Origin of the sequence: Labrys sp. KB_33_2, from assembly GCF_052114505.1 — a bacterium.
Taxonomy (GTDB): domain Bacteria; phylum Pseudomonadota; class Alphaproteobacteria; order Rhizobiales; family Labraceae; genus Labrys.
The window spans coordinates 257,956-280,161 of sequence record NZ_JBFREW010000005.1; the positions used below are offsets into that span (position 1 = coordinate 257,956).

Here is a 22,206-nt window from a genome sequence, read left to right on the forward strand (position 1 = left end):
GGATACGCGGCCGCTGGCGGCCTTTGACGTCATTTGGATTTGAGGAAGATGTCGAGGCCGACGAGCCGATCGAGCAGCGCGATGGCGAGGCCGGCGCAGGCGATGAAGACGACGGAAATGGCGGCGAGGTCCGGCGTGATGATGGAGCGGATGGAGTTGTAGATCTGCACCGGCAGCGTGACGGAACGCGCATCCACCAGCAGCAGGCTGACCAGGAACTCGTTGAGGGCGAGGATGAACATCAGGAGCGAACCGGTGATGATCCCCGGCAGCACCGCGGGCAAAGTGATGTAGATGAAGCGCTGCAAGGGCGGCGCACCGCAATTGGCCGCAGCCAGTTCCAGGTCCGGGCTGAGATTGCTGGCGCTGGCCGTGACCGCCCAGATCATGAAGGGCAGGTTGATCACGCAGCAGGCGATGCCGACGGGCCAGAGCCGGCCGAGCACGCCGAGATTGCCGAAGACCAGCATCATGCCGATGCCCGAGCCGATCAGCGGGATGGTGAAGGGCAGGAGCAGATAGACCTGGATCGAGCGCTCGAAGCGGATCCTGTATTTGGCGAGCGCGATGCCGGCCAGCGTGCCGACGGGCACCGCGATGAGGGTGCAGATCGTCGCCACGATCAGCGAGCGCACAAAGGCCTGGCGCAGATCGGTTGCCTGGGCGATGGCACCGTACCAGCGCAAGGAGAAGCCCTCGGGCGGGAAGGTGATGATGTTGCCCGCGGTGAAGGAGGCACCCAGCACCACGATGGTCGGCGCCGACAGCATCACCAGCGCCGCGATCACGAAGCCCCAGATCACGATGGACTTGCTGGTGCTGCCGGTCATTTGCGTTCTCCGCTCATCGCCAGCGTGCCGGCGCCGAACAGCATGAACACCACGCCGACGAGAATGGAACCGACCGCCACCAGCATCAGCGACAGCGTGGCGCCCAGGCCCTGGTCAGAGGTGCGGAAGAACTGGTCGTAGATGGCGTTGGCGATGAAGTCCTGCGTGCCGCCGCCCAGGATGGCGGGCACCGCGAAATCGGTCAGCGAGAGGGTGACGACGACGAGGCCGGCGCCGACGAGGCCCGGACGGGCGAGGGGCAGGACGATATGGCGGAAGGTCCGCACCCAGCCCGCGCCGAGCGAACTGGCAGCGGCTTCCAGTTCCGCCGGTATCGCCGTCAGGGCCGGCGCCAGCATCAGCACGGCGAAGGGCAACATGTATTGGACCAGGCCGAAGAGGACGGCGGGATAGTTGTAGAGCAGGCGCATGGGCGCCACGCCGACCAGGCCGAGGGCCTCGTTGACCATGCCCTGATTGCCCAGGATGATCAGCCAGCCATAGGCGCGCACCACCTGGCCGATGAAGAAGGGTAGGAACAGCGCGACCAGAAGGAACTTGCGCAAGCCGGAGGACGGCGTGCGCACCATCAGATAGGCATAGGGGAAGGCCAGGATCAGCGTGGCTGTCGTCACGATGACGGCGCCCATCAGGCTGCGCCCGGCCACGGCGGTGAAGAAGCTTTCGCTCACCACGCGCTGGTAGTTGGCGAGCGTGTAGTTCTCCGACATCAGGAAGGTGCTGGTGTCGAGGACGCGCAGGCTGGCATCGCCCATCTGGATCAGGCCGAGCACGAGAAGGCCGACCAATACGAGCGCGGGCAGCAGCATCAGATAGGGCAGCCCGGCCTTGAAGCTCGACGGCCACACCAGGGCAGCCAGGCGCTCGAGCGCATCCATGATGCGCCAGGTCAGGGGATAGGCGGCACGCGAAGAGCGCATCCTGTCGGTCCTCGATGGAATCTGCCTTCTCCCCTTGTGGGAGAAGGTGGCCGAACGTAGCGAGGTCGGATGAGGGGAGATACGCAACCTTGCAAGGTATCTGCCAACACCCCTCATCCCCCTGCCGGGACCTAAGGCACTTCCATGGGAAGTGCCAGATCCCGCGAGGGGAGAAGGCTGGTTTGTCTCACCCCTGCATGATTTCCTTGAACTTGGCGAACCACTTGCTCTCGTTCTCTACCTGCGTCCGCGACGAGATGCGGATGAGGTGCTTGAAATCCTCTTCCTTGGTCGGATAGGCGGGGTTGTTGACGAGATCGGCCGGCGGGGTGAGACCGGGTACCACGCCCGGCAGGCCCAGGCCGTCGAGCCAGATCTGCTGGGCGTCCTTGGTCAAGGCGTGGTTGATGTACTGCTTGGCCCAATAGAGCTCGTTCTCCGGCAGGCCTTTGGGAATCCACAGCCCGTCCGTGTCGAACTTGGCGCCTTCCTCCGGCACCACCCAGGCGAGGTCGATGCCGTTCTTCTTGGCCTCGCGCGCATTGGTGGAAATGGTGCAGGCCGCGTCGATCTCGCCCTTCTGGAACCAGGTGGTGAAATCGGGATCCTCGCCCAGCAAGGGCTGCTGCTCCTTCACCTTGGCGATGAAGTCCCAGGCCGCCTGCATGTTGGCCGGAATATCCTCCAGCTTGCCGCCGCCGGCGATCTGGGCAGGGAAATGGAAGCCGATGCCGTCATTGTAGAGCGCGATGCGGCGCTTCAGCTTGGGATCGAGCAGATCCTTCCAGGATTTGGGCGCTCCGTTGGGGAAGGCCGATGGCCGATAGGCCAGCACATAGACATAGCCATAGGTGTTGACGATCGGATAGCCGTCGAGGCCGACGGGCTTGGCAAGCTCGGTGGTGTTCTTGAGGTTGGGCAGGTCGGAAAGATCCTCGGTCACGCCGCGCAGCGCCGATTTGGTGGCATTGGTGGTGGTGTCCCAGTTCACATGGATCGGCGGGGTACGCTTCTGGGCCACGGCTGCCCACAGCTTGGGCTGGATTTCGTTGTCCTCGGTCAAATCGTGGCGCACGGCGATGCCGGTCTTCTTGGTGAAGCTGTCCGAGACACCCGCCTTCAGGGCTTCGACCCAGCTGCCGCCCCAGGCGCGCACGATGATTTCGGAGGGCTTTTCGGGCTCGGCGGCCATGGCCCGGCCCGTGCCCAACGCGGCCGTCGCGCCCGCCGCCAGCAGGGAGGCGAGCAAAGTGCGCCGGCGGATCTCAACCGACAGGAACTGATCTTGTGACATCACTGGTTCTCCTCTGGATCGGACCTTCTCGGGTCACTTCTTGGACTTGGCGTCACTTCTTGAAGACATGCATATCCTTGGCATTCCATCCCAAGCTGACGGCCTCGCCCGGGTCGAATTGCTGATGCGCGATGGGATCGTGATCGAAGACCCGCAGCAGTGCGCCGTCGAGAGCCGGAACCCGTATTTCGTAGACGATGCGCTCGCCCTCGAAGATGGAATCCTCGACCACGCCGTCCACGATGGTCTCGAGGCCCTGCAGCTTCGCCGCGCTCGGCGCGATCCGGACCTGCTCGGCCCTGACCGCGCCCTGGCAGGCCTGTCCGGGAGCCGGCGGTTCGGCGGGATTGGCTGCTACGCCGACCAGGCTGCGACCCGCACTGGTGAAGGCCAGGGTGGAGGCTGTCGCGGCACCGGCGACGCCCTCGATGAAATTGGTGACGCCGATGAAATTGGCGACGAAGGCGTTGGCCGGCGTCCGGTAGGCGTCAAGCGGGCGGGCCTTCTGCTGGATCTGGCCGCCATTCATCACGATGATCTCGTCGGAGACCACCAGGGCCTCGCGCTGGTCGTGGGTGACGTTGATCGTCGTCACCCCGAGCTCCTTCTGGATACGGCGGAACTCCAGCTGCATTTCCTCGCGCAGCTTGCGATCGAGGGCGGCCAGCGGCTCATCGAGCAGCAGGAGGTCGGGCTCGAACACCAAAGCGCGGGCGATCGCCACGCGTTGCTGCTGGCCGCCCGACAATTCGTTGATGCGGCGCGCGCCATAGCCGCCGAGGCGCACGAGCTCAAGATAGCGCTCCACCTTGGTGGCGATGCCGCGGGCATCGTGGCGGCGCATCTTGAGGGGAAAGGCGACGTTTTCGGCGGCTGTCATGTGGGGGAACAGCGCCAGCCTCTGGAACACCATGCCGATGGCCCGCTTATGCGCCGGCACGGCGCTGACGGGCCGGCCGTTGATGAAGATCTCGCCGCGGGTCGGCGCGTCGAAGCCGGCCACCATGCGCAAAAGCGTGGTCTTGCCCGAGCCGGACGGGCCGAGAATGGTGAGGAATTTTCCCTTGGGCAGGTCGAAGGATGCGCTTTTGACCGCATGGACATCGCCAAAGACCATGGCGACGTCCTTCACGGACACGGCAAAGGAGCTCGCTCCGCCAGACAGGCGGCTGCCGAGGGGCGCAGATTCCATTTCGTTCCCCTGTCTTCCCGGGTTGCCGCGTTCGGTCCCGCAGGCCGAATTCACGGCAGCACGAAGCTGTCTATACAGCTACATACAAATACGGTCAACGCTGTCTGCGCAATTCTTGCCCGCACCGCTATTGTGACTAATTATTGTGCAGTGCATGAAGATCGAAGCTGAAGCGATCAAAGCGCTTTGCGATGAGACGCAATCACCTGAATCGCAAAGACGTGTCGAAACGCGACGTTAAAATGGGCAAGCGTTCGCCCGTGAACGCGCCTTGCTCCCGGAATCAGATGGAGGCGAGATAGCCGCCATCGACCGGGATGCAATGGCCGGTGACATAGGCCGCGGCATCCGAACACAGGAACACCGCGACGCCCGCTATATCCGCCTGCTCGCCGAAGCGCCGTTGCGGGATCTTCGCCAGCATCTGCCCCTGCCACGCCTCGTCCTGGTAGAACACCTCGGTCATGGCCGTGCGGAAATAGCCGGGCGCGATCGCGTTCACCCGGATGTGGTGAACAGCCCATTCGGCCGCGAGGGCGCGGGTGACCCCGAGCAGGCCGGATTTGGAGGCGCCGTAGGGAACCGCGGTGGGAATGCCGACGAAGGAGGTGAGGGAGCACAGATTGACGATAGCTCCGCCTTGGCCCCCACCATCAGCTCCGGCCATGATCCGGCCGGCTGCCTGCGAGCAGAAGAAGGCGCCCTTGAGGTTGGTCGAGACGATGCTGTCCCACAAGGCCTCGTCGACGTCCAAGGATGGGCGCACGGTCTCGACGCCGGCATTGTTGACCAGGATGTCGAGGCCGCCGAGTGTCTCGGCCGCCTGGCCGATCACGGCGTTGCAGTCTTCGACATCTGCGACATCCTGGGCCAGGGCGACGCAGCGGCGCCCCGTTGCCTCGACGAGTTGGCGGGTGCTTTCGAGATTCTCCAGCCGGCGTGCCGTCACGGCGACATCGGCGCCCGCCTCGGCCAGGGACACGGCGATGGTCTGGCCGATACCTCGGCTGGCACCGGTGACGATGGCGCGGCGGCCGGTGAGGTCGAAAATCGGGCGCGACATGGTGCTCCTCTCGCCATCGGGCAAATGCGATCGCCGGCTGCTCTGCAATCGGGTCGGTGAAGGCTGACTTAATTTCATCAGACAAAATCGCGCGGATCGCAAGGTGCCTGGCTTGCAGGGATGAACCCCAGGGGACGGTAGAGGCATTTGCCAGGCGGTGTGCGGCGCCTATAGTCCGCGCCAACGCGACATCGTGATGGTCCGGGAGGGACAGATGGATTCGACTGAACTGCGCGCCATGCAGGCGCCGATCAAGGAGCGCTATCGCGCCGACCCGACGACGGCGCTGATCACCCTGAAAGCCAAGGGCTCGATCGATGGCGAGGGCATTGCCTGCAAGGTTGAAACCGGGCGGGCGCTGGCGACCGCCGGCCTGCATCCGGCGACTGGCGGATCCGGGCTGGAACTGTGCTCCGGCGACATGCTGCTGGAAGCCCTGGTGGCCTGTGCCGGCGTGACGCTGAAATCGGTGGCGACGGCGATCGACCTGCCTCTCAAGGCCGGCCAGGTCAGCGCCGAGGGAGACCTCGATTTTCGCGGCACGCTGGGCGTCGACAGGGAGGCGCCGGTCGGCTTTGCCGAGATCCGGCTTCGCTTCGACGTCGACACCGAGGCGCCGCAAGAACGGCTTGACCAGTTGCTGAAGCTGACCGAGCGCTATTGCGTGGTGTTTCAGACCATCAAGAACGGCCCGAAGACCAGCGTGTCGCTGCACCGGATGGCCTGACGCGCGGGATTCTCCTCAACCGGACAGGGAGAGGTTTGCCTCCAGCAGGCGGCGGGTGGCCGGCTCCCTGGCTTGCCTGGTGATAGTGCCGGACGGCAGGTTTTCCACCAGGCGCCCCTTGTCGAGCACCAGGATGCGGTCGCAGAAGGACTGCACCACCGCCAGATTGTGGCTGATGAACACATAGGTCAGGCCGAGCTGCTGCTTGAGGTCAAGCAGCAGCGCCAGAATCTGGGCCTGCACGGAGACGTCGAGGGCGGAGGTCGGCTCGTCCAGAATCAGGCATTCGGCCTCGACGCCGAGCGAGCGGGCGATGTTGATGCGCTGGCGCTGGCCGCCGGAGAATTCATGCGGGTAGCGCTCGGCCGCGTCGGGGCTCAGTCCCACCAGGCGCAGGAGCCGGGACGTGCGCTCGCGTGCGTCCTCACGGTCGGCGGCGATGCCCAGCCGCAGCATCGGCGTTGCAATCTGGACGCCGACGCGTCGGCGCGGATTGAGGGCCGAGGACGCATCCTGCAGCACGAGCTGGAGACGGCGGCGCAGGGGTCGGCGCGCCTGGTCGGACAGCCTGTCGATCCTGGCGCCGCCGAACAGGATCTCGCCACCGTCGGGCTGGTCGAGGCCGGTCAGCAGGCGCCCGATCGTCGACTTGCCCGAACCGGAGGCGCCGATGATGCCGACGATCTCGCCGCGTTCGATCGCGAAATCGACATCCTCGACGGCGACGACTTCGTGCCGCGGGCCGAACAGGCCGGTGCGCACGCTATAGCGGCGGGTGAGGCCGCGGACCTGGAGGAGGGGAGGTGCCGCCATCGCTTATCGTCCGGCTGCGCGGGCCAGGATGGCCGGCCGATCCTGCCCGCTGATCACGCTGGGCATGGGGCGGGGCAGGGGATGGTCCAGGCGTGGCACCGCGTCAATCAGTGTCGCCGTGTAGGGATGTTGAGGTGCCGCAAGCACCCGCGCGGTCTGCCCGGTCTCGACGATGCGTCCCTGCTGCATGACCGCGATGCGGTCGCTCAGGAACGACACCACGCCGAAATCATGGGTGATCAGCAGGATGGCGGTGCCATAGCTGTCGCGGATCCGCGACAGCAAGGCCAGGATCTGCTTTTGGGTGGCTGTGTCGAGCGCCGTCGTCGGCTCGTCGGCGATGATGAGCTTGGGGCGGCTGTTGATCGCCATGGCGATCAGCACGCGCTGGCGCATGCCGCCGCTCAGCCTGTGCGGATAGGAGGCCATGACGCGTTCGGCCGCTTCGATGCCGACTTCGCCAAGCCAGCGCACAGCTTCGCGGCGGGCCTCGCTGCGGCCTAACCCGTTGCGGAAGGCGATCATGTCGGCAAGCTGCCGGCCGATGGTGGATGTCGGGTTCAGGGAGGTCAGCGAGCTCTGGACGATGAAGGCGATGTCCTGGCGCAGGATGCGCTGGCGGTCGCGCGTGCCGGCAGCGAGCAGATCCCGGCCCTGGAAGAGGATGCGCCCTTGCGTAATCCGGGCGGCAGGACGCGGCAGCAGGCCGACGATGGAGGCCGCCGTCATGGTCTTTCCCGAGCCGGACTCGCCGACGAGGGCGAGAATCTCGCCGGCCTGGAGATTGAGGTCGACGCCCCTGACGGCCTTGATGGTGCGGCGGGGTGTGGTGATGGTGACGTGCAGATCTGCGAGGCGCAAAAGATCCGAAGGGCCTGGCGACGCTTGAACCTTGTGATGCGCAATGGGGGCAATGATCGACATGGCCGCTCCTTCAACGAGTGCGATTACGCGTGGTGATGAGGATCCAGCCAGTTCCGCAGGCCACTGCCGAGCCAGTTGAAGGCCAGCGAGACGACGATGATGGCGACGCCGGGAACAATCACCACATGCGGCGCGCCCTCGGCGAACACGCCGACGCCATCCACGGTCATCCGCCCCCAATCGGCCGAGGGTGGCTGGATGCCGAGTCCGAGAAAGCTGAGGCCGGAGGAAAAGCCGATCATCGGCCCGATCAGCGTGGTGGCGTAGATGATGGCGGGCGAGAGCACGTTGGGCAGGAGCTCGCCGAACAGGATGGCCGTCCGGCCGGCGCCGAGCAGGCGCGCCGCATCCAGATATTCGCGCCCGGTTTCCGCCAGCACCGCGAAATAGACCACGCGCGTCATATAGGGAACCAGCGACAGCGCGATGGTGGCGATGATGGTGGTGAGGCCCGGGCCGAGCATGGCGGCGATGGCGATCGCAAACAGGATCATCGGAAAGGCGAAGAGCACGTCGATGCCGCGCATGATCACCTCGCCCAGAGGCTTGCGCGCGAAGCCGGCGGCGAGGCCAAGGCCAAGGCTGACGATGAAGGCGATGGCGACCGGGACGATGCTGGCGATCAGGGACAGGCGCGCGCCCCAGATCAGGCGGGAGAGGATGTCGCGCCCCTGGCCGTCGAGCCCGAGCAAATGGCCCGGCGTGCCGGGCGGTGCGAGCCGGAGGGCGCCTTCGCCGATGTCGGGATCATAAGGCGAGATCAGGGGCGCCAGGGCTGCCAGGCCGACCACCGCGACGATGATCGCAAGGCCGATGACGCCGCGATTGATCCAGCGTCGCCGTATGGGCGCGTCGGTGGGGGATGGCCCGAGGGAATTCGAGGCTTGGGAGAGCGACATCAGGCTCTTGCTCGCGGATTGAGCCAGACCAGGGCGAGGTCGACGATCAGGTTGATCACGATGAAGGTCGCGGCAATCATCAGGACGCCGGTCTGGATGACCGGGATGTCATGGGCGGTGATGGCGTTGTAGAGCTGGGCGCTGAGGCCGGGCCAGGCGAACACGGTCTCCACGAAGATGACGCCGCCGAACAGCGTGCCGAATTGCAGCCCGCCGATGCTGACGATCGGCGCCAGGATATTGCGGGCGATCTGGGTGAACAGCAGCCTCGGCGTCGACATGCCGGCCGAGGCGAACATCCTGGCATAATCGGCATTGAGCGCGTCGATGACGCTGGCGCGCGTCAGGCGCATGATGATGGCGATGGCGAGCACGGCGGCCGAGAAGGCCGGCAGGACGAGATGGGCGAGAAGATCGGCCAGGGAATGGGAGCCCCTGAGATTGTACATGCCCGATGAAGGCAGCCAGCGCAGCTGCTTGGAGACCAGCCAGATCAGCATGATTCCGAGCCAGAACACCGGCGTCGCCGCGAGGCCCTCGCTGATTGCGGCCGCCAGCCGGTCGAACCAGCCCCCGGCCCGCAGGCCGGAGAGCACGCCGAGCAGGACGCCGACAGTCAGCGCGATCACCAGGCTCGCCAGGGCCAGGATGAAAGTGTTGACATAGGCGGGGACAAGGATGTCGAGCACCGGCACATGCATGGTGATCGATGTGCCGAAATGGCCGCCCAGCAGGCCCCACAGCCAGGCGCCATACTGGACGAGGAAGGGTCTGTCGAGGCCGAGATCGCGGCGGATCTGGTCGGCGGTCTCGCCCGAGGCGTCGCGGCCGAGCATGATCGCCACCGGGTCTCCCGGGCTGAAATAGACCACCAGGAAGACGAGGAAGGTCACCAGCACCAGAATGGCGAGCGAGGCGACTGCGCGGCGTGCGATGAGGGCGATCATCCCAGCACCCCCGGCCTATTGCTTTTCCTTCAGCCAGACATGGCTGAGATCGTACCAATCCTGGGCGGGGGTGGCGAAGCCGCCGACATTCTTGCCCACGGCATAATGGGTGCGCTCGTAATAGATCGGCAGCTTGCCGACATCGGCGGCCAGGATCCGGTTGGCTTCGCGCCATTTGTCCCTGATGTCCTCGGCCTTGACGGCGGTGATCGCCTCATGGACCGCCTTGTCGAACGCCGGATTGTTGTAGTTGCCCGTATTGCCGCTGCTCTGGCTGTGGGCGACGATGTAAAGCCAATAGGGCGTGAGAAAACCCCATTCCATCGAGGTCAGGGCAACCTCGGGGCCGCTCTTCTTGTTGCGGGCCAGGAAGCTGTTCCAGTCATAGGAGCGGATCTCGAGCTTGATGCCGGCCTTGGCCGCGTCGCGCTGGATCCATTCGGCCACCGGCTCGCCGCCGGCATAGATCTCCAGGAGGCCGCTGACACCGTCGGGGTGGCCGGCTTCGGCCAGCAGCTGCTTGGCTTTCTCCACATCGTGCGGATAGTCGCGGAAGGAGGGGTCGAAGGCATCGCTCCCCGGGTTCAGGATGCCATAGGCAGGCCCGGCCGTATCCTTGAGCAGGTCGCGCGCCAGCCCGGCCCGGTCGATCGACAAAGCGAGCGCCTGGCGCACGCGCGGATCCTTGAAGGTCTCGTTGGCGGTGTTGAAGGTGTAGTAATAGACCGAAGGCAGGTCGACATTGTCGACGCTGAAGCCCTCCGCCTTCAGCTTGGCCACGCTGTCGCGCGGCGGCCAGGAGATGATGTCGACCTCGCCGGTCTCCAGCGCGGCGACACGGGCATTGCCGTCAATGATCGGCCGGAAGATGATGCGGTCGAGGAAGGGCTTGTCGCCCCAATAGCCGTCGAAGCGCTCGATCTCGACCTTCTGGCCGCGGACCCGTTCGACGAAGCGATAAGGGCCGGTGCCGACGGGATGCTCGGCATAGCCGTCATTGCCGTATTTGCGGATGGCCGTGGGGCTGGCAATGCCGCCCGAGCCGCCGCTGCCCTGGGCGAGCATCCGCAGGAAGGGACTGAACGGCTCGGCGAAGGTGAGGACGACGGTGTGGTCGTCGGGCGTGTCGATCCGGCTGAGCGAGGAATAGGTATAGGCGAGGTTGGCGGCGCTGATCTTGTCGTAGAACTCGAATTTCGGATCCCAGCCGCGGCGGATGTTGAAGGCTACGGCCTCGGCATTGAAATCGGTGCCGTCATGGAACTTGACCCCGCGGCGCAAATGGAAGGTGTAGACCCGCCCGTCCGGCGAGATCTCCCAGGATTCGGCCAGGGCCGCCTTCAAGGGCGGCACCTTCACCTCAGCGCCGGATTTCGACAGGTCCTCGGTCACCAGCGCCTCGTGGATGTGACGGGCGATGCGAAAGGTCTCCCAGCCGCCTTCCCGGCCTGGATCGAGATTGGTGATCTCGGCGTTCTGGGCGACGATCAGCGTGCCGCCATATTTGTCGGCGTCGTCGGCGAGGGCCGCGCCATGAACGAGGGCGAACAGGGCGCCGGCGAGGCTCAGCCTGAGGCCCAGGGAAACGAACCGCATCGTAATCTTCCATTCATTCCAGTCAGAGGAGCGGACGCGCCGGGCAACGGTGCGTCGCGGCAGGCGGAAGGCCGGGGGCGATCCGCCTGCCTGATGTCGGCGTCAGAAGTCGCCGATGCCGCCGCCCGGCGGGCCGACCGGCGGTTTTTCCCGGGGCAGCTCGGTCACCAGGGCCTCGGTGGTGACGATCAGCGAGGCGATCGAGGCGGCATCCTGCAGGGCGGTGCGTACCACCTTGGCCGGATCGACGATGCCGGCCTCCAGGAGATCGACGAAGGTCTCGGTCTGGGCGTTGAAGCCGAAGGTCGCCGACTTGTTCTCGGTGATCTTGCCGACCACGATCGAGCCCTCGACGCCGGCATTCTCGACGATCTGGCGAATCGGCGCTTCCAGGGCCTTCAGGACGATGTTGATACCGGACTGGACGTCGGCGTTCTCGCTTTTGAGCTCGGCAACGGCGGTCTTGGCCCGCAGCAGCGCAACCCCGCCGCCGGGCACGATGCCTTCGGCGACGGCAGCGCGGGTGGCGTTGAGCGCATCGTCGACCCGGTCCTTCTTCTCCTTGACCTCGACCTCGGTCGAACCGCCGACGCGGATCACCGCGACGCCGCCGGCGATCTTGGCCAGGCGCTCCTGCAGCTTCTCGCGGTCATAGTCGGAGGTGGTCTCCTCGATCTGCGCCTTGATCTGGGCAACGCGGGCGCTGATGTCCTTCTTCTTGCCGGCGCCGTCGACGACGGTGGTGTTCTCCTTCTCGATTCGCACGCGCTTGGCGCGGCCGAGTTGGGAGAGCGTGACGTTTTCGAGCTTGATGCCGAGATCCTCCGAGATCGTCTCCCCGGCGGTGAGGACGGCGATGTCCTCCAGGATGGCCTTGCGGCGATCACCGAAGCCCGGCGCCTTGACGGCGGCGACCTTCAGCCCGCCGCGCAGCTTGTTGACCACCAGGGTGGCGAGCGCCTCTCCCTCGACGTCCTCGGCGATGATCAGCAGGGGCTTGCCGGTCTGCACCACTGCTTCGAGCACCGGCAGCAAGGGCTGGAGCGAAGAAAGCTTCTTTTCGTGGATGAGGATGTAGGGGTCCTCGAACTCCACCACCAGCTTCTCGGCATTGGTGACGAAATAGGGGGAGAGATAGCCGCGGTCGAACTGCAGGCCCTCGACGACGTCGAGCTCGGTCTCCAGGCTCCTGGCTTCCTCGACGGTGATCACACCCTCATTGCCGACCTTGTCGACGGCGGTGGCGATGATGGCGCCGATCGAGCTGTCGCCATTGGCCGAGATGGTGCCGACCTGGGCCACTTCCTCGGACGACTTGACCTTCTTGGCGCGCTTTTCGATATCCTTGATCGCGGCCGTAACGGCGAGGTCGATGCCGCGCTTGAGATCGAGGGGGTTGAAGCCGGCCGCCACCGCCTTGGCGCCTTCGCGCACGATGGCCTGGGCGAGGACCGTGGCGGTGGTGGTGCCGTCGCCGGCAAGATCATTGGTCTTGGAGGCGACTTCGCGCAGGAGCTGGGCGCCCAGGTTCTCGAACTTGTCCTCGAGCTCGATCTCCTTGGCGACGGTGACGCCGTCCTTGGTGATTCGCGGCGCGCCGAACGATTTTTCGATCACGACATTGCGGCCTTTCGGGCCGAGCGTGACCTTGACGGCATTGGCCAGGATGTCGACGCCGCGCAGCAGGCGCTCGCGGGCATCGGAGGAGAATTTGACGTCTTTTGCTGCCATGGTTGAATTCCTTCGGGCCGGGCGGTGACGAAAGCGCTCCGGGCCTCTCTGACTGTGAAAAGGGGGGAGGGGACGTCAGGCAATGATGCCGAGGATGTCCGCTTCCTTGAGGATGAGCAGGTCCTGGCCGTCGATCTTGACTTCCGTGCCGGACCATTTGCCGAACAGCACGCGGTTGCCGGCCTTCACGTCCAGCGGCTGAAGCTTGCCGCTTTCGTCGCGCGCGCCGGGGCCGACGGCGACCACCTCGCCCTCCTGGGGCTTTTCCTTGGCGGTGTCAGGTATGATGATGCCGCCCTTGGTTTTCTCGTCGCCTTCCAGGCGACGCAGGACCACGCGATCATGGAGCGGTCGAAAGCTCATGGATTCTACCTCAGATTGATTGAAGCACCGCGATCTGCCGCCTGATTCAGGCGGGTTTTGCGGCTTGAACCCATGCTAGGGCGGGTCAAGCGCCGTCGTCAATAAAAAGAATACAAAATATATAGACAATATGTAATTGATGCGTAATCATACCTCCATCGGTTGCCGGACGCAGCCTGCGGCGACAGCAGACGCGGCCATCCCGGCGAACCAAACTTCCCCCAAAGCGTTTTGCGATTCGACGGGCTCACCAAGAACCGCAAAGACGCGCCGAAACAATGAGTTAGAGCAAAAAAGCGTTCAGTTATGAACGCGCTTTGCTCAAGAAATGGATGACGTACGTCGTGTCCGCCGAACCGATCATTTTGAACGGGTTCACCATGAACTCGGTTTCCCATGTCAATTACGGGCTGTGGCAACACCCCGAGGATGAGACGTACCGTTATACCGATCTCGACTATTGGATCGAGCTCGCCCGGATCCTCGACGAGGGTCGCTTCGACAATCTGTTCATCGCCGATGCGCTGGGATTGCTCGACGTGCATGGCGGCAGCGCCGAGGCCTCGCTGCGAACCGGCACGCAATCTCCCCTCGGCGACCCCCTGCTCCTGGTTTCGGCCCTGGCGGCGGCCACGCGCGATCTCGGTTTCGGCATCACCGTCTCGACCAGCTACGAAAAGCCCTATCTGCTCGCCCGCAAATTCACCACGCTGGATCATGTCACCCGCGGGCGCATCGCCTGGAACGTGGTGACCTCCCAGCTCGACAGTGCCGCGCGCAATCTGGGGCTGGAGGCCCAATACCCTCACGACGAGCGCTATGACCGCGCCGACGAATTCCTCGAAGTGGCCTACAAGCTCTGGCAGGGCTCGTGGGAGGACGATGCCGTCCTGCGCGACCGCGGCAGCGCGGACCACCCCGAAGGGCTCTATAGCGATCCCTCCAAGGTGCATGGCATCGGCCATCGCGGCCCTTATTACACCGTTCCCGGCCCGCATCTTTCCGAGCCCAGCCCCCAGCGCGTGCCAGTGATCTTCCAGGCCGGCGGCTCGCCGCGCGGACAGGCTTTCGCGGCGCGCCATGCCGAGGTGGTCTTTGTCGCCGGGGCCGACGCCGCCGGCATCCGGCGCAATGTCGCCGGCATCAAGGAACTGGCCCGCGAGGCGGGCCGGGCGCCGGGAGCCATCCGCTTCATCAGCGCTCTTGCCGTGGTCACGGCAGGGGATGACGAAACGGCCCGCACGAAGTTCGACGATTATCGCCGCCATTACAGCCTGGAAGGCGCCATCACCCATTATTCGGCGAGCACCGGCATCGATTTTGCCGGTCACCCCCTCGATGAGCCGCTGCGCTATCGGGACACCAACGCCAACCGCTCCCTGTTGCGCATGTTCGACGACCCGGCTTCGGGCAGGCGCTGGACCCTGCGCGAGGCCTTCCTGCCCGATGGCGGCTTCGGGCGGGTGAAGGCGCTGGTGGGCGGGCCGGCCCGGGTCGCCGACGATCTCGACGCCTGGCTCGCCGAGACCGATACCGACGGCATCAATCTCATCCATATCGTCAATCCCGGTAGCTTCCGCGATTTCGCGCAGCATGTCGTGCCTGAGCTCGACCGGCGCGGGCGCCTGCGCGAACGCCGGACCGGGGCACTGCGCAGCCGCCTGTTCGGCACCGATTCCCCGCAGGTGCCGCCTGACCATCCCGCGGCCCGCTTCGCCTTCCCGGCAGCCCAGACGGCGGAGGCCCGGTCATGAGCGCCGATGGAACGCGGGCAGGCCTGAGCAGGGAGGAGCGGTTTCGGCTCTGGGTTGAGGCGGCCGAGCAGGTCGCGGCGGAACTGCAGCGGACGGGGGCGGCGCGCGATGCCGCCGGTGCCGATCCGGTGGCGGAGATCGATTTGCTGCGCAAGGCCGGACTGCTGACGATCTTCCTGCCAGAAGCGGTTGGCGGGGGCGGTGCCAGCACCCGGCAGGTGCTGCAGATCATCCGCATCCTGGCCAAGGGCGACACCTCCATCGCCCAGATCGCTACCTACCATCTGTTCGGCACGGCCCTGGGCCGGAATGGCGCGAACCAGGCGCTGTTTGCCCGGCGCGCGGAGGGCTTCCTCCGGCAGGGCTGGTTCCATGGTGGCGTGGCCCAGGCCGCCTATGAGCCGCTCATCAGCGCGACGCCGCAAGGCACGGGCTTCGTGCTCAACGGTTCCAAGCCCTTTGCCAGCGGTGCGGCGGTGGCCGACACCCTGCATGTCTGGGTGCGGTTCGCGCCGGGGACGGAGATCGGCGGGGGCGATGCCGGCGGCCATATCGGCCAGTTCGTGGTGCCCAATCCCGCGCCGGGCCTGAGCTTCGGCCATGACTGGGACAATATGGGTCAGCGCCTGACCGTCTCCGGCAGCGCCAGTTTCGACAATGTCGCGGTGAGCCTGGACGACCTCGTCGCGCATCGCCGCGAGGACGCCCCGCAGACGCCGGCCGAGACCCTGCATGTGCCCATCATCCAGCTCGCCTTCGGCGAACTCTATCTCGGCACGGGGCTCGGCGCCTTCGAGGAGGCGCGAGACTATATCCAGACCCGGTCGCGGCCCTGGCTTTCCTCCCCGGTCGCCAAGGCTAGCGAGGACAACGCTGGTGGTCGAGCGCTTCGGCCGGCTCTCCGTCGCGCTGGCCTCGGCCATCGCCCTGTCGGATGCGGCGGGTGAGGCGGCCCAGCGCGCGGTGGAACGCGGGAGCGCTCTGACCGAGCAGGAGAGAGGCGAGGTCGCCGCCATCGCCTACCAGTCGAAGGTGCACTCGACCGAGGTGGCGCTGGAGGTCACCTCCCGCCTGTTCGAGCTGATGGGCGCGCGGGCCACCACCAGGGCGCTCTCCTTCGATCGCTACTGGCGCAATGTGCGCACCCACTCGCTGCACGATCCCGTGCACTACAAGGTCCTGGAAGTGGGCGACTACGCCCTCAACGGGACGGTTCCTCCACCCACCTATTATTCGTGAATGGTTTGAACGATGTCCGTTTCATCACCGCCGATTGCTGCCAAGAAACCCTTTCTGCTCAATGGCTTCGGCATGGCCGTCGTCGGCCACGTCTCGGCGGGCCTGTGGCGCCATCCCGACGACCGGGCCGACACCTACACCAACATCGACTACTGGATCGGCCTCGCCAGGCTGCTTGAGGAAGGCGGCTTCGACGGGCTGTTCCTGGCCGATGCGCTCGGACACCTGGACGTCTATGCCGGCACGCCCGATGCCTCGCTGCGCACCGCCGCCCAATCCCCGGTCAACGATCCTCTGCTGCTGGTCTCGGCCATGGCGGCGGCAACCCGGCATCTGGGCTTCGGCATCACGGTGTCGACCACCTATGAGCAGCCCTATCTGCTGGCGCGTAAGTTCACCACGCTCGACCACCTCACCAAGGGGCGCATTGCCTGGAATGTCGTCACCTCCGTGCTGGAGTCGGCCGCGCGCAATCTCGGCCTCGAACGCCAGATCGATCATGACGAGCGCTATGACCGCGCCCAGGAGTTCGTCGACGTTGCCTACAAGCTGTGGGAAGGGTCGTGGGAGGAGGATGCGGTCATCCGCGATCGCAAGCGGGGGATCTATACCGATCCTTCCAAGGTCCATGCCATCCATCATCGCGGCACCTATTTCACCGTGCCGGACGCGCATCTGTCCGAGCCGAGCCCCCAGCGCACGCCCCTGCTCTACCAGGCCGGCACCTCGACGCGCGGGCGCGAATTCGCGGCGCAGAATGCCGAAGTCGTCTTCCTGGGCGGTACCAATTCGCCGTCGATCCGCCGGCGTATCGAGCAGATCCGCTCGCGCGCCGTCGAACTCGGCCGGGCGCCCGACGCCATCAAGTTCATCACCGCCATCAGCGTGGTGACGGCTGAAACCGACGAGGAAGCCGAGGCGAAATATCGCGACTATCTCTCCTACACCAGCGTGGAGGCGGCGCTCGCTTTGTTCTCGGCCTGGACCGGGGTCGACTGGTCGCAATATCCCCTCGATCATCCCATCGAATATATCGAGACCAATGCCGGCCGCTCGGCTTTGTCCAGCCTCACCAGCATCGATGCCGACCGGCGCTGGACCGTGGGCGATGTCGCCGACTATATCGGCGTTGGCGGCATCCATCCCACCCTGGTCGGTGGGCCCAAGAAGGTTGCCGACGCGCTTGAGCGCCTTGCCGACGAGACCGGCATCGACGGCTTCAACCTTGCCTATGCCATCAGCCCCGGCTCCTTCGAGGATTTCATCCGCTTCGTCGTGCCCGAGCTTCGGCAGCGCGGCCGCATCCGCGAGCGGCCGGTGACGCCGGTGACCCTGCGCGAACGCTTCCAGGGCGATGGCCAGCGCCGGCTGCGCGAGAACCATCGCGGCGCCTCCTTCCGCGACTTCACCCGTTTTGTCCCCACGCGGGACGTGCCGGCCGCGACCGCGGCCGAGTGACCCCCATTTGCCGACAGTTTTGAACAAGGACGAGACAAAGTGGCCTATGACGCAACCGTGAGCGCCCTGCGCGATACGCGCAGGGATGCCGCCATCGAGATCTATGCCGGCCTTTCGGAGCCGGAGTTCGCGGAGTGGCGCAGTCGCGCCGAACGTGTCGCCGCCGAACTCGCGGCCAGTGCGCTCGAACGCGACCGCGCCAACCAGGATCCGTTCGAGGAGATCGGGCTCCTGCGCAAGGCTGGCCTTCTCGGCCTTGCCGTGCCGCGAGCCCTGGGTGGCGCCGGCGCCAATCTCGCGCAGGCGCTCGAGATCAGCCGTATCATCTCTGCAGCGGACGGCTCGATCGGGCAACTGATCGCCTATCACTATTCCAACGGGGTGTGGAGCTACATCCTCGGCACGCCCGAACAATGGCAGGGCACGGCTCGCGGCGTTGCCGAGGAGGGCTGGTTCCAGGGCGGCGTCAGCAATCCGCGCGATCCCAAGGCCGAACTGGAGAAGACCGCGAACGGCTATCTGATCAGCGGCCGGCGCACCTTCGCCACCGGCGCCTCGATCGCGCAGATCCTCACCGTCACCGTGTGGGACGGCGAGAAGCGGGTGCATTTCCAGGTCCCGCCCTCGCGCAAGGGCATCAGCTTCGAGGGCGACTGGGACAATCTGGGCCAGCGCCTCACCGCGAGCGGCTCGGTGATCTTCGATCGAGTGGAGGCGACCGACGCGGACCTCCTGTCGGGTCTCGACCACTATGTCGGCGATGTCGAGCAGCGCGACGGGCTGCGCGTGCTGTTCAGCCAGCTGATCTTCGTCAATTTCTATCTTGGCATTGCCGAGGGCGCGCTCAAGGCTGCGGCCGCCTATGTGCGCAGCCATGGCCGGCCCTGGCCCGAGTCGGGGCTGGAAAGGGCTACCGAGGATCCCTACCATCTCCAGCTCTTCGGGCGCCTGTCGGCGGGCATCGCCGCTGGCGTGGCCCTGGCGGACAAGGCCGCGGCCCTCTATCAGGCGGCACTGCTGGCCGGCCCGGCGCTGACGGCGCAAGCGTGGGGCGAGCTTGCCCTTCTGATCGACCAGGCCAAGGTCATCGCCACCAAGGTCTCGCTTGAGGTCACCGCCGATATCTATGAGGCGACGGGCGCCCGCTCGACAGCCAACAAATACGGTCTCGACATCTATTGGCGCAATGTACGCACCCATACGGTGCATGACCCGGTGTCCTATCGCCTGCGCGAAATCGGCGAATTCGCGCTCAACCAGACGCTGCCGAAGCCTCGCGTCTTCACTCCGCCGGCGAAGGCCTGAGCGCCATGTCGCTGCACGCCGTAGACCTCCCGGCCGTCAGGGCGCCGAGCCCGGCACCGGCTCGGATAAGGGTTCTGGAAGGGACTTCGGAGCTGATCCAGGCCGCCCGGCTGTTCCGCACCGCCATGGTGGGGCTACCGAATTTCGGACCGATCGATGCTGGCTTCATCGCCGACATCTATGAGCCGGGTCGCACCCTCGGCGCCTTCACATCAGGCACGCTGGTGGGTACGGTCAATTCCTATGCCAGCACCTTGACGGTGCCGGGTGGCGGACGCCTCGCCCATGCCGCCGTCACCCATGTCGGCGTGCTGCCAACCCATACCAGGCGGGGCATCGGAACGGCCCTCCTTGAAAGGCAATTGGCGGAGGCGCGTTCGCGCGGCGATGCCGTCGCCACGCTGCGGGCCTCGGATGCGCGCATCTACGCCCATTTCGGCTATGGCATCGCCAGTTCGCAGGTCAGTTTCGACCTCGCCGCCGAAGGAGCGCGTCTGCGCCCCGAGGTGCCGCGTGGCGGGCCGGTGCGGTTCGTCGACCCGGACGAGGCTTGGTCCCTGCTGCCCGCCATCTATGCCCAGGCCGGCACTGAGCGGGCCGGCACCATCGCCCGCTGGCGCGGCTGGTGGCACTTCCAGCGCTTGCGCCAGGACCTGTCCAAGGCGCCGGCCTATGTCGTGGTGGTCGGGGAGGAAGGACGGGAGAGCGGCTATGTGCGCTATCACCCGATCGGCCTCGACGAGTGGTTCGCCGGTTCGGATCGCACCCTGGTCGTGGACGATCTGGTCGTGGCCGACGATGCCGCCTATGGCGCACTGGTCGCCCATCTTCTCAGTGTCGATCTGGTGCATCGCATCCTCTTCCCCGGCCGGCCGGTGGATGACGCCCTGCCATGGCTGTTCGAAAACCATCGGCAGGCGCGTGTGACCGGCCAGCGCGACGAAACCTGGCTGCGTCTTCTCGATGTGCGCCTGGCGCTGGAAACGCGCCGCTATGGCGGTGAAGGCGAGGTGGTGCTCGCCGTCAGCGACCCCCTTTTCGCCGAGAACAATGGCCGGTTCCGCCTCTCGGCGCAGGGTGCGGTGCCGACAGACGCTCCGGCGCAGGCCGAGCTCGACATCGCCGCCTTGGCAACGACCTATCTCGGCGGCACGCGCTGGTGGCAACTCGCCAGGGCCGGCCGGGTCAAGGCCGAGAGCGAGGCGGTGCTGTCCACGCTCGATGCCTTGTTCGCCACGTCGGCGCAGCCCCATGCCGGCACCGTCTTTTAGGCCTTTCGCCATGGCGAAGCGGCCTTCGTCCTTTCTTCGATACATCAGGAAACAGACTATGAAATCCCGGCATTTCGCTCGTTCTAGGCTGCTCGGCTCCGCGTCGCGCTTTACGGCCGCCCTGCTGCTGACGGGCGGCCTCGCTCTCGGCGCTGCACAGGCGGCTGACGACGTTCCGTATGGCGGGACGCTGCGCATCGCCTCGCTCGACCCCGATCTCGACGCCTTCGATCCCTTGACCGGCTACAGCACCGATTCCTGGGAGATCCTGCGCGCGGTGACACGCCAGCTCGTGACCTATCCGGGCGCACCCGGCGACATCAAGGACGACACCAAGCTGGTGCCTGACCTTGCCGAGTCCTGGGACGTCAGCCCCGACGGTAAGACCTACACTTTCCATCTTCGCGATGGCATCAGCTACTCCGGCTCGACCACGCGCAAGATCACGGCGGGCGATTTCGTCTACGGCATCAAGCGCTTCTGCGATCCCAACAAGCAGGTCGCAGCCATCAACTATTTCAATCTCGCCTTTTCCGGCTTCGCCGACTACTGCAAGCAGTTCGCCAAGGTGCCGACGGGCGATCTCGCCGCCACCAAGGCCTTCACCGACACGCATGACATCGCCGGTGTCTCCGCGCCCGACGACAGGACGCTGGTGCTGCGCTCGGACTCCAAGAACTATGATTTCCTCAACATCCTGTCGATGAACTTCGTCACCCCGCTGCCGCCGGAAATCGCCTCCAAATATTTCCCGGATTCGCTGGAGTTCAGGAAGAACCTGCCCTCGAGTGGTCCCTACTACGTCGCAGCCTACGACCAGGGCCAGAAGCTCGTGCTCAAGAAGGTGGCCAACTACAATCATGCCGCCGATCCAGCCCGCAAGGCCTATGTCGATGAGATCGTCGTCGACTTCACCACCAATACCGAAGACGCCGTGGTGCAGAAGATCCGTGCCGGTGAAGCCGACCTGTCGCTCTATCTCGACGTGCCGCCTTTGGCCGCGATCCGGCAGTATCAGGCGCAGAAGAGCCCCTATCTGCATGCATCCAACAGCGGCTCGGCCAATTTCATCACCTTCAACGCCCGGCCGGAAGCCACCGGCCCCGGCGCCACCGCCCTGCGCAAGCTCGAAGTGCGCCAGGCCCTGGCCTATGCGGTGAACAAGGCCCATCTCGTCCAGCGTCAGGGCGGCTCGATCGCCGCTCTCCCGCTCGGCCAGATCATCACCTCGACCATCCTGGGCTACGAGCCCTTCGATCCCTACGCCACCCCGAAGAGCGCGGGCGATCCGGCCAGGGCCAAGGAACTGCTGGCCAAGGCCGGCTATCCCGACGGCGTGACGCTGGATGCTGTGTACCAGACCACGGCGCAGACCCAGGCCATCGCGGTGACGCTCAAGGAAGACCTGGCTGCGGCCGGCTTTACCCTCAACCTCATCCCGGTGCCGAGTTCGCAATACCGGTCCTACATCCAGGACCCCAAGAGTCATTGGGATGTCTTCCTGGGGGCAGCCTTCGCACCCGACTGGCAGGGGCCGAGCACGCGCATGCTGCTTGGAGGCTGGCTGAATTCGGATGCCTCGCCCTGCGGCACCGGCAATACCCATGCGGTCTGCTATTCCAACAAGGAGCTCAACCAGCTGGCGGCCGAGGCCTTCCCTTCCGATGATCCAGGCCCGATCTGGGCCAAGGCCGATCGCCTCGTTTCCGCCGACCTGCCCTGGATCCCCCTGTTCGAGAAGCGCAAGGTCGCCATCACCTCCGATCGCATTGCGCTGTGGAACTGGTCATCGCTCGCCGTGCATGCCGACATCACCAACATTGCCCTGCGTAAGTAGCGACAGGGGGCAGGAGAGGCGG

Annotated in this window: 20 protein-coding genes; 8 read left to right on the forward strand and 12 right to left on the reverse strand. The window is 65.7% G+C overall.

All coding sequences use genetic code 11. From position 1 onward, the window contains the following. Positions 1-29 precede the first annotated feature (29 nt). The 5 genes from AB4037_RS11560 to AB4037_RS11580 form a co-directional block, all read right to left on the reverse strand. Positions 30-830, reverse strand: a complete 801-nt coding sequence (locus tag AB4037_RS11560; RefSeq protein ID WP_434959982.1) for an ABC transporter permease — start codon at positions 828-830, stop codon at positions 30-32. Next, a complete protein-coding gene (locus tag AB4037_RS11565) occupies positions 827-1,771 on the reverse strand; it encodes an ABC transporter permease (RefSeq protein WP_441771610.1) in 945 nt (314 codons plus the stop codon). The genes AB4037_RS11560 and AB4037_RS11565 overlap by 4 nt, the downstream gene beginning before the upstream one ends. Positions 1,772-1,958: 187 nt before the next feature. Then, positions 1,959-3,065, reverse strand: a complete 1,107-nt coding sequence (locus tag AB4037_RS11570; protein ID WP_441771611.1) for an ABC transporter substrate-binding protein — start codon at positions 3,063-3,065, stop codon at positions 1,959-1,961. A gap of 52 nt (positions 3,066-3,117) precedes the next feature. Next, on the reverse strand, positions 3,118-4,257 hold the full coding sequence (locus AB4037_RS11575) for an ABC transporter ATP-binding protein (protein ID WP_434959985.1): 1,140 nt from the start codon (positions 4,255-4,257) through the stop codon (positions 3,118-3,120). A gap of 283 nt (positions 4,258-4,540) precedes the next feature. After that, positions 4,541-5,320, reverse strand: a complete 780-nt coding sequence (locus tag AB4037_RS11580) for an SDR family NAD(P)-dependent oxidoreductase (RefSeq protein WP_434959986.1) — start codon at positions 5,318-5,320, stop codon at positions 4,541-4,543. Positions 5,321-5,534: 214 nt separating this feature from the next. Here AB4037_RS11580 and AB4037_RS11585 point away from each other — a divergent pair, with 214 nt between their 5' ends. Next, complete coding sequence (locus AB4037_RS11585; RefSeq protein WP_434959987.1) at positions 5,535-6,047, forward strand: OsmC family protein; 513 nt, start codon at positions 5,535-5,537, stop codon at positions 6,045-6,047. 15 nt (positions 6,048-6,062) lie between these two features. On the opposite strand, the gene AB4037_RS11590 is transcribed toward AB4037_RS11585, so the two are convergent. The 7 genes from AB4037_RS11590 to groES form a co-directional block, all read right to left on the reverse strand. Continuing rightward, positions 6,063-6,860, reverse strand: coding sequence for an ATP-binding cassette domain-containing protein (locus tag AB4037_RS11590; protein ID WP_434959988.1), 798 nt, complete (start codon positions 6,858-6,860; stop codon positions 6,063-6,065). 3 nt (positions 6,861-6,863) lie between these two features. After that, a complete protein-coding gene (locus AB4037_RS11595) occupies positions 6,864-7,784 on the reverse strand; it encodes an ABC transporter ATP-binding protein (RefSeq protein ID WP_434959989.1) in 921 nt (306 codons plus the stop codon). Positions 7,785-7,807: 23 nt separating this feature from the next. Further along, on the reverse strand, positions 7,808-8,683 hold the full coding sequence (locus tag AB4037_RS11600; protein ID WP_441771612.1) for an ABC transporter permease: 876 nt from the start codon (positions 8,681-8,683) through the stop codon (positions 7,808-7,810). Continuing rightward, a complete protein-coding gene (locus AB4037_RS11605) occupies positions 8,683-9,630 on the reverse strand; it encodes an ABC transporter permease (protein WP_322433053.1) in 948 nt (315 codons plus the stop codon). Before AB4037_RS11605 ends, AB4037_RS11600 begins: the two co-directional genes overlap by 1 nt. A gap of 15 nt (positions 9,631-9,645) precedes the next feature. Then, the gene (locus AB4037_RS11610) at positions 9,646-11,226 is read right to left on the reverse strand and encodes an ABC transporter substrate-binding protein (RefSeq protein ID WP_441771613.1); all 1,581 of its coding nucleotides are present in this window, start codon (positions 11,224-11,226) and stop codon (positions 9,646-9,648) included. Positions 11,227-11,328: 102 nt separating this feature from the next. Further along, on the reverse strand, positions 11,329-12,957 hold the full coding sequence (groL, locus tag AB4037_RS11615) for a chaperonin GroEL (protein ID WP_441771614.1): 1,629 nt from the start codon (positions 12,955-12,957) through the stop codon (positions 11,329-11,331). Between the two features lie 75 nt (positions 12,958-13,032). Then, positions 13,033-13,320: a co-chaperone GroES gene (groES, locus tag AB4037_RS11620; RefSeq protein ID WP_322433050.1), complete on the reverse strand. Its 288-nt coding sequence runs from the start codon at positions 13,318-13,320 to the stop codon at positions 13,033-13,035. Positions 13,321-13,652: 332 nt separating this feature from the next. Here groES and AB4037_RS11625 point away from each other — a divergent pair, with 332 nt between their 5' ends. From AB4037_RS11625 to AB4037_RS11655, 7 genes are read left to right on the forward strand one after another with little or no spacing between them, the layout of a single operon-like run. After that, positions 13,653-15,074: an NtaA/DmoA family FMN-dependent monooxygenase gene (locus AB4037_RS11625; protein WP_441771615.1), complete on the forward strand. Its 1,422-nt coding sequence runs from the start codon at positions 13,653-13,655 to the stop codon at positions 15,072-15,074. Beyond that, a complete protein-coding gene (locus AB4037_RS11630) occupies positions 15,071-16,021 on the forward strand; it encodes an acyl-CoA dehydrogenase family protein (protein WP_441771616.1) in 951 nt (316 codons plus the stop codon). Before AB4037_RS11625 ends, AB4037_RS11630 begins: the two co-directional genes overlap by 4 nt. Continuing rightward, a complete protein-coding gene (locus tag AB4037_RS11635; RefSeq protein WP_441771617.1) occupies positions 15,951-16,313 on the forward strand; it encodes an acyl-CoA dehydrogenase family protein in 363 nt (120 codons plus the stop codon). The genes AB4037_RS11630 and AB4037_RS11635 overlap by 71 nt, the downstream gene beginning before the upstream one ends. Positions 16,314-16,325: 12 nt before the next feature. Beyond that, positions 16,326-17,771, forward strand: a complete 1,446-nt coding sequence (locus tag AB4037_RS11640) for an LLM class flavin-dependent oxidoreductase (protein ID WP_441771618.1) — start codon at positions 16,326-16,328, stop codon at positions 17,769-17,771. Between the two features lie 39 nt (positions 17,772-17,810). Beyond that, entirely contained in the window at positions 17,811-19,076 is a 1,266-nt protein-coding gene (locus tag AB4037_RS11645) for an acyl-CoA dehydrogenase family protein (RefSeq protein ID WP_441771619.1), read from the forward strand. Positions 19,077-19,081: 5 nt separating this feature from the next. Beyond that, entirely contained in the window at positions 19,082-20,347 is a 1,266-nt protein-coding gene (locus AB4037_RS11650; protein WP_441771620.1) for a GNAT family N-acetyltransferase, read from the forward strand. A 58-nt stretch (positions 20,348-20,405) separates the two neighbouring features. Beyond that, positions 20,406-22,184, forward strand: a complete 1,779-nt coding sequence (locus AB4037_RS11655; protein WP_441771621.1) for an ABC transporter substrate-binding protein — start codon at positions 20,406-20,408, stop codon at positions 22,182-22,184. The last annotated feature ends 22 nt before the right edge of the window (positions 22,185-22,206 follow it).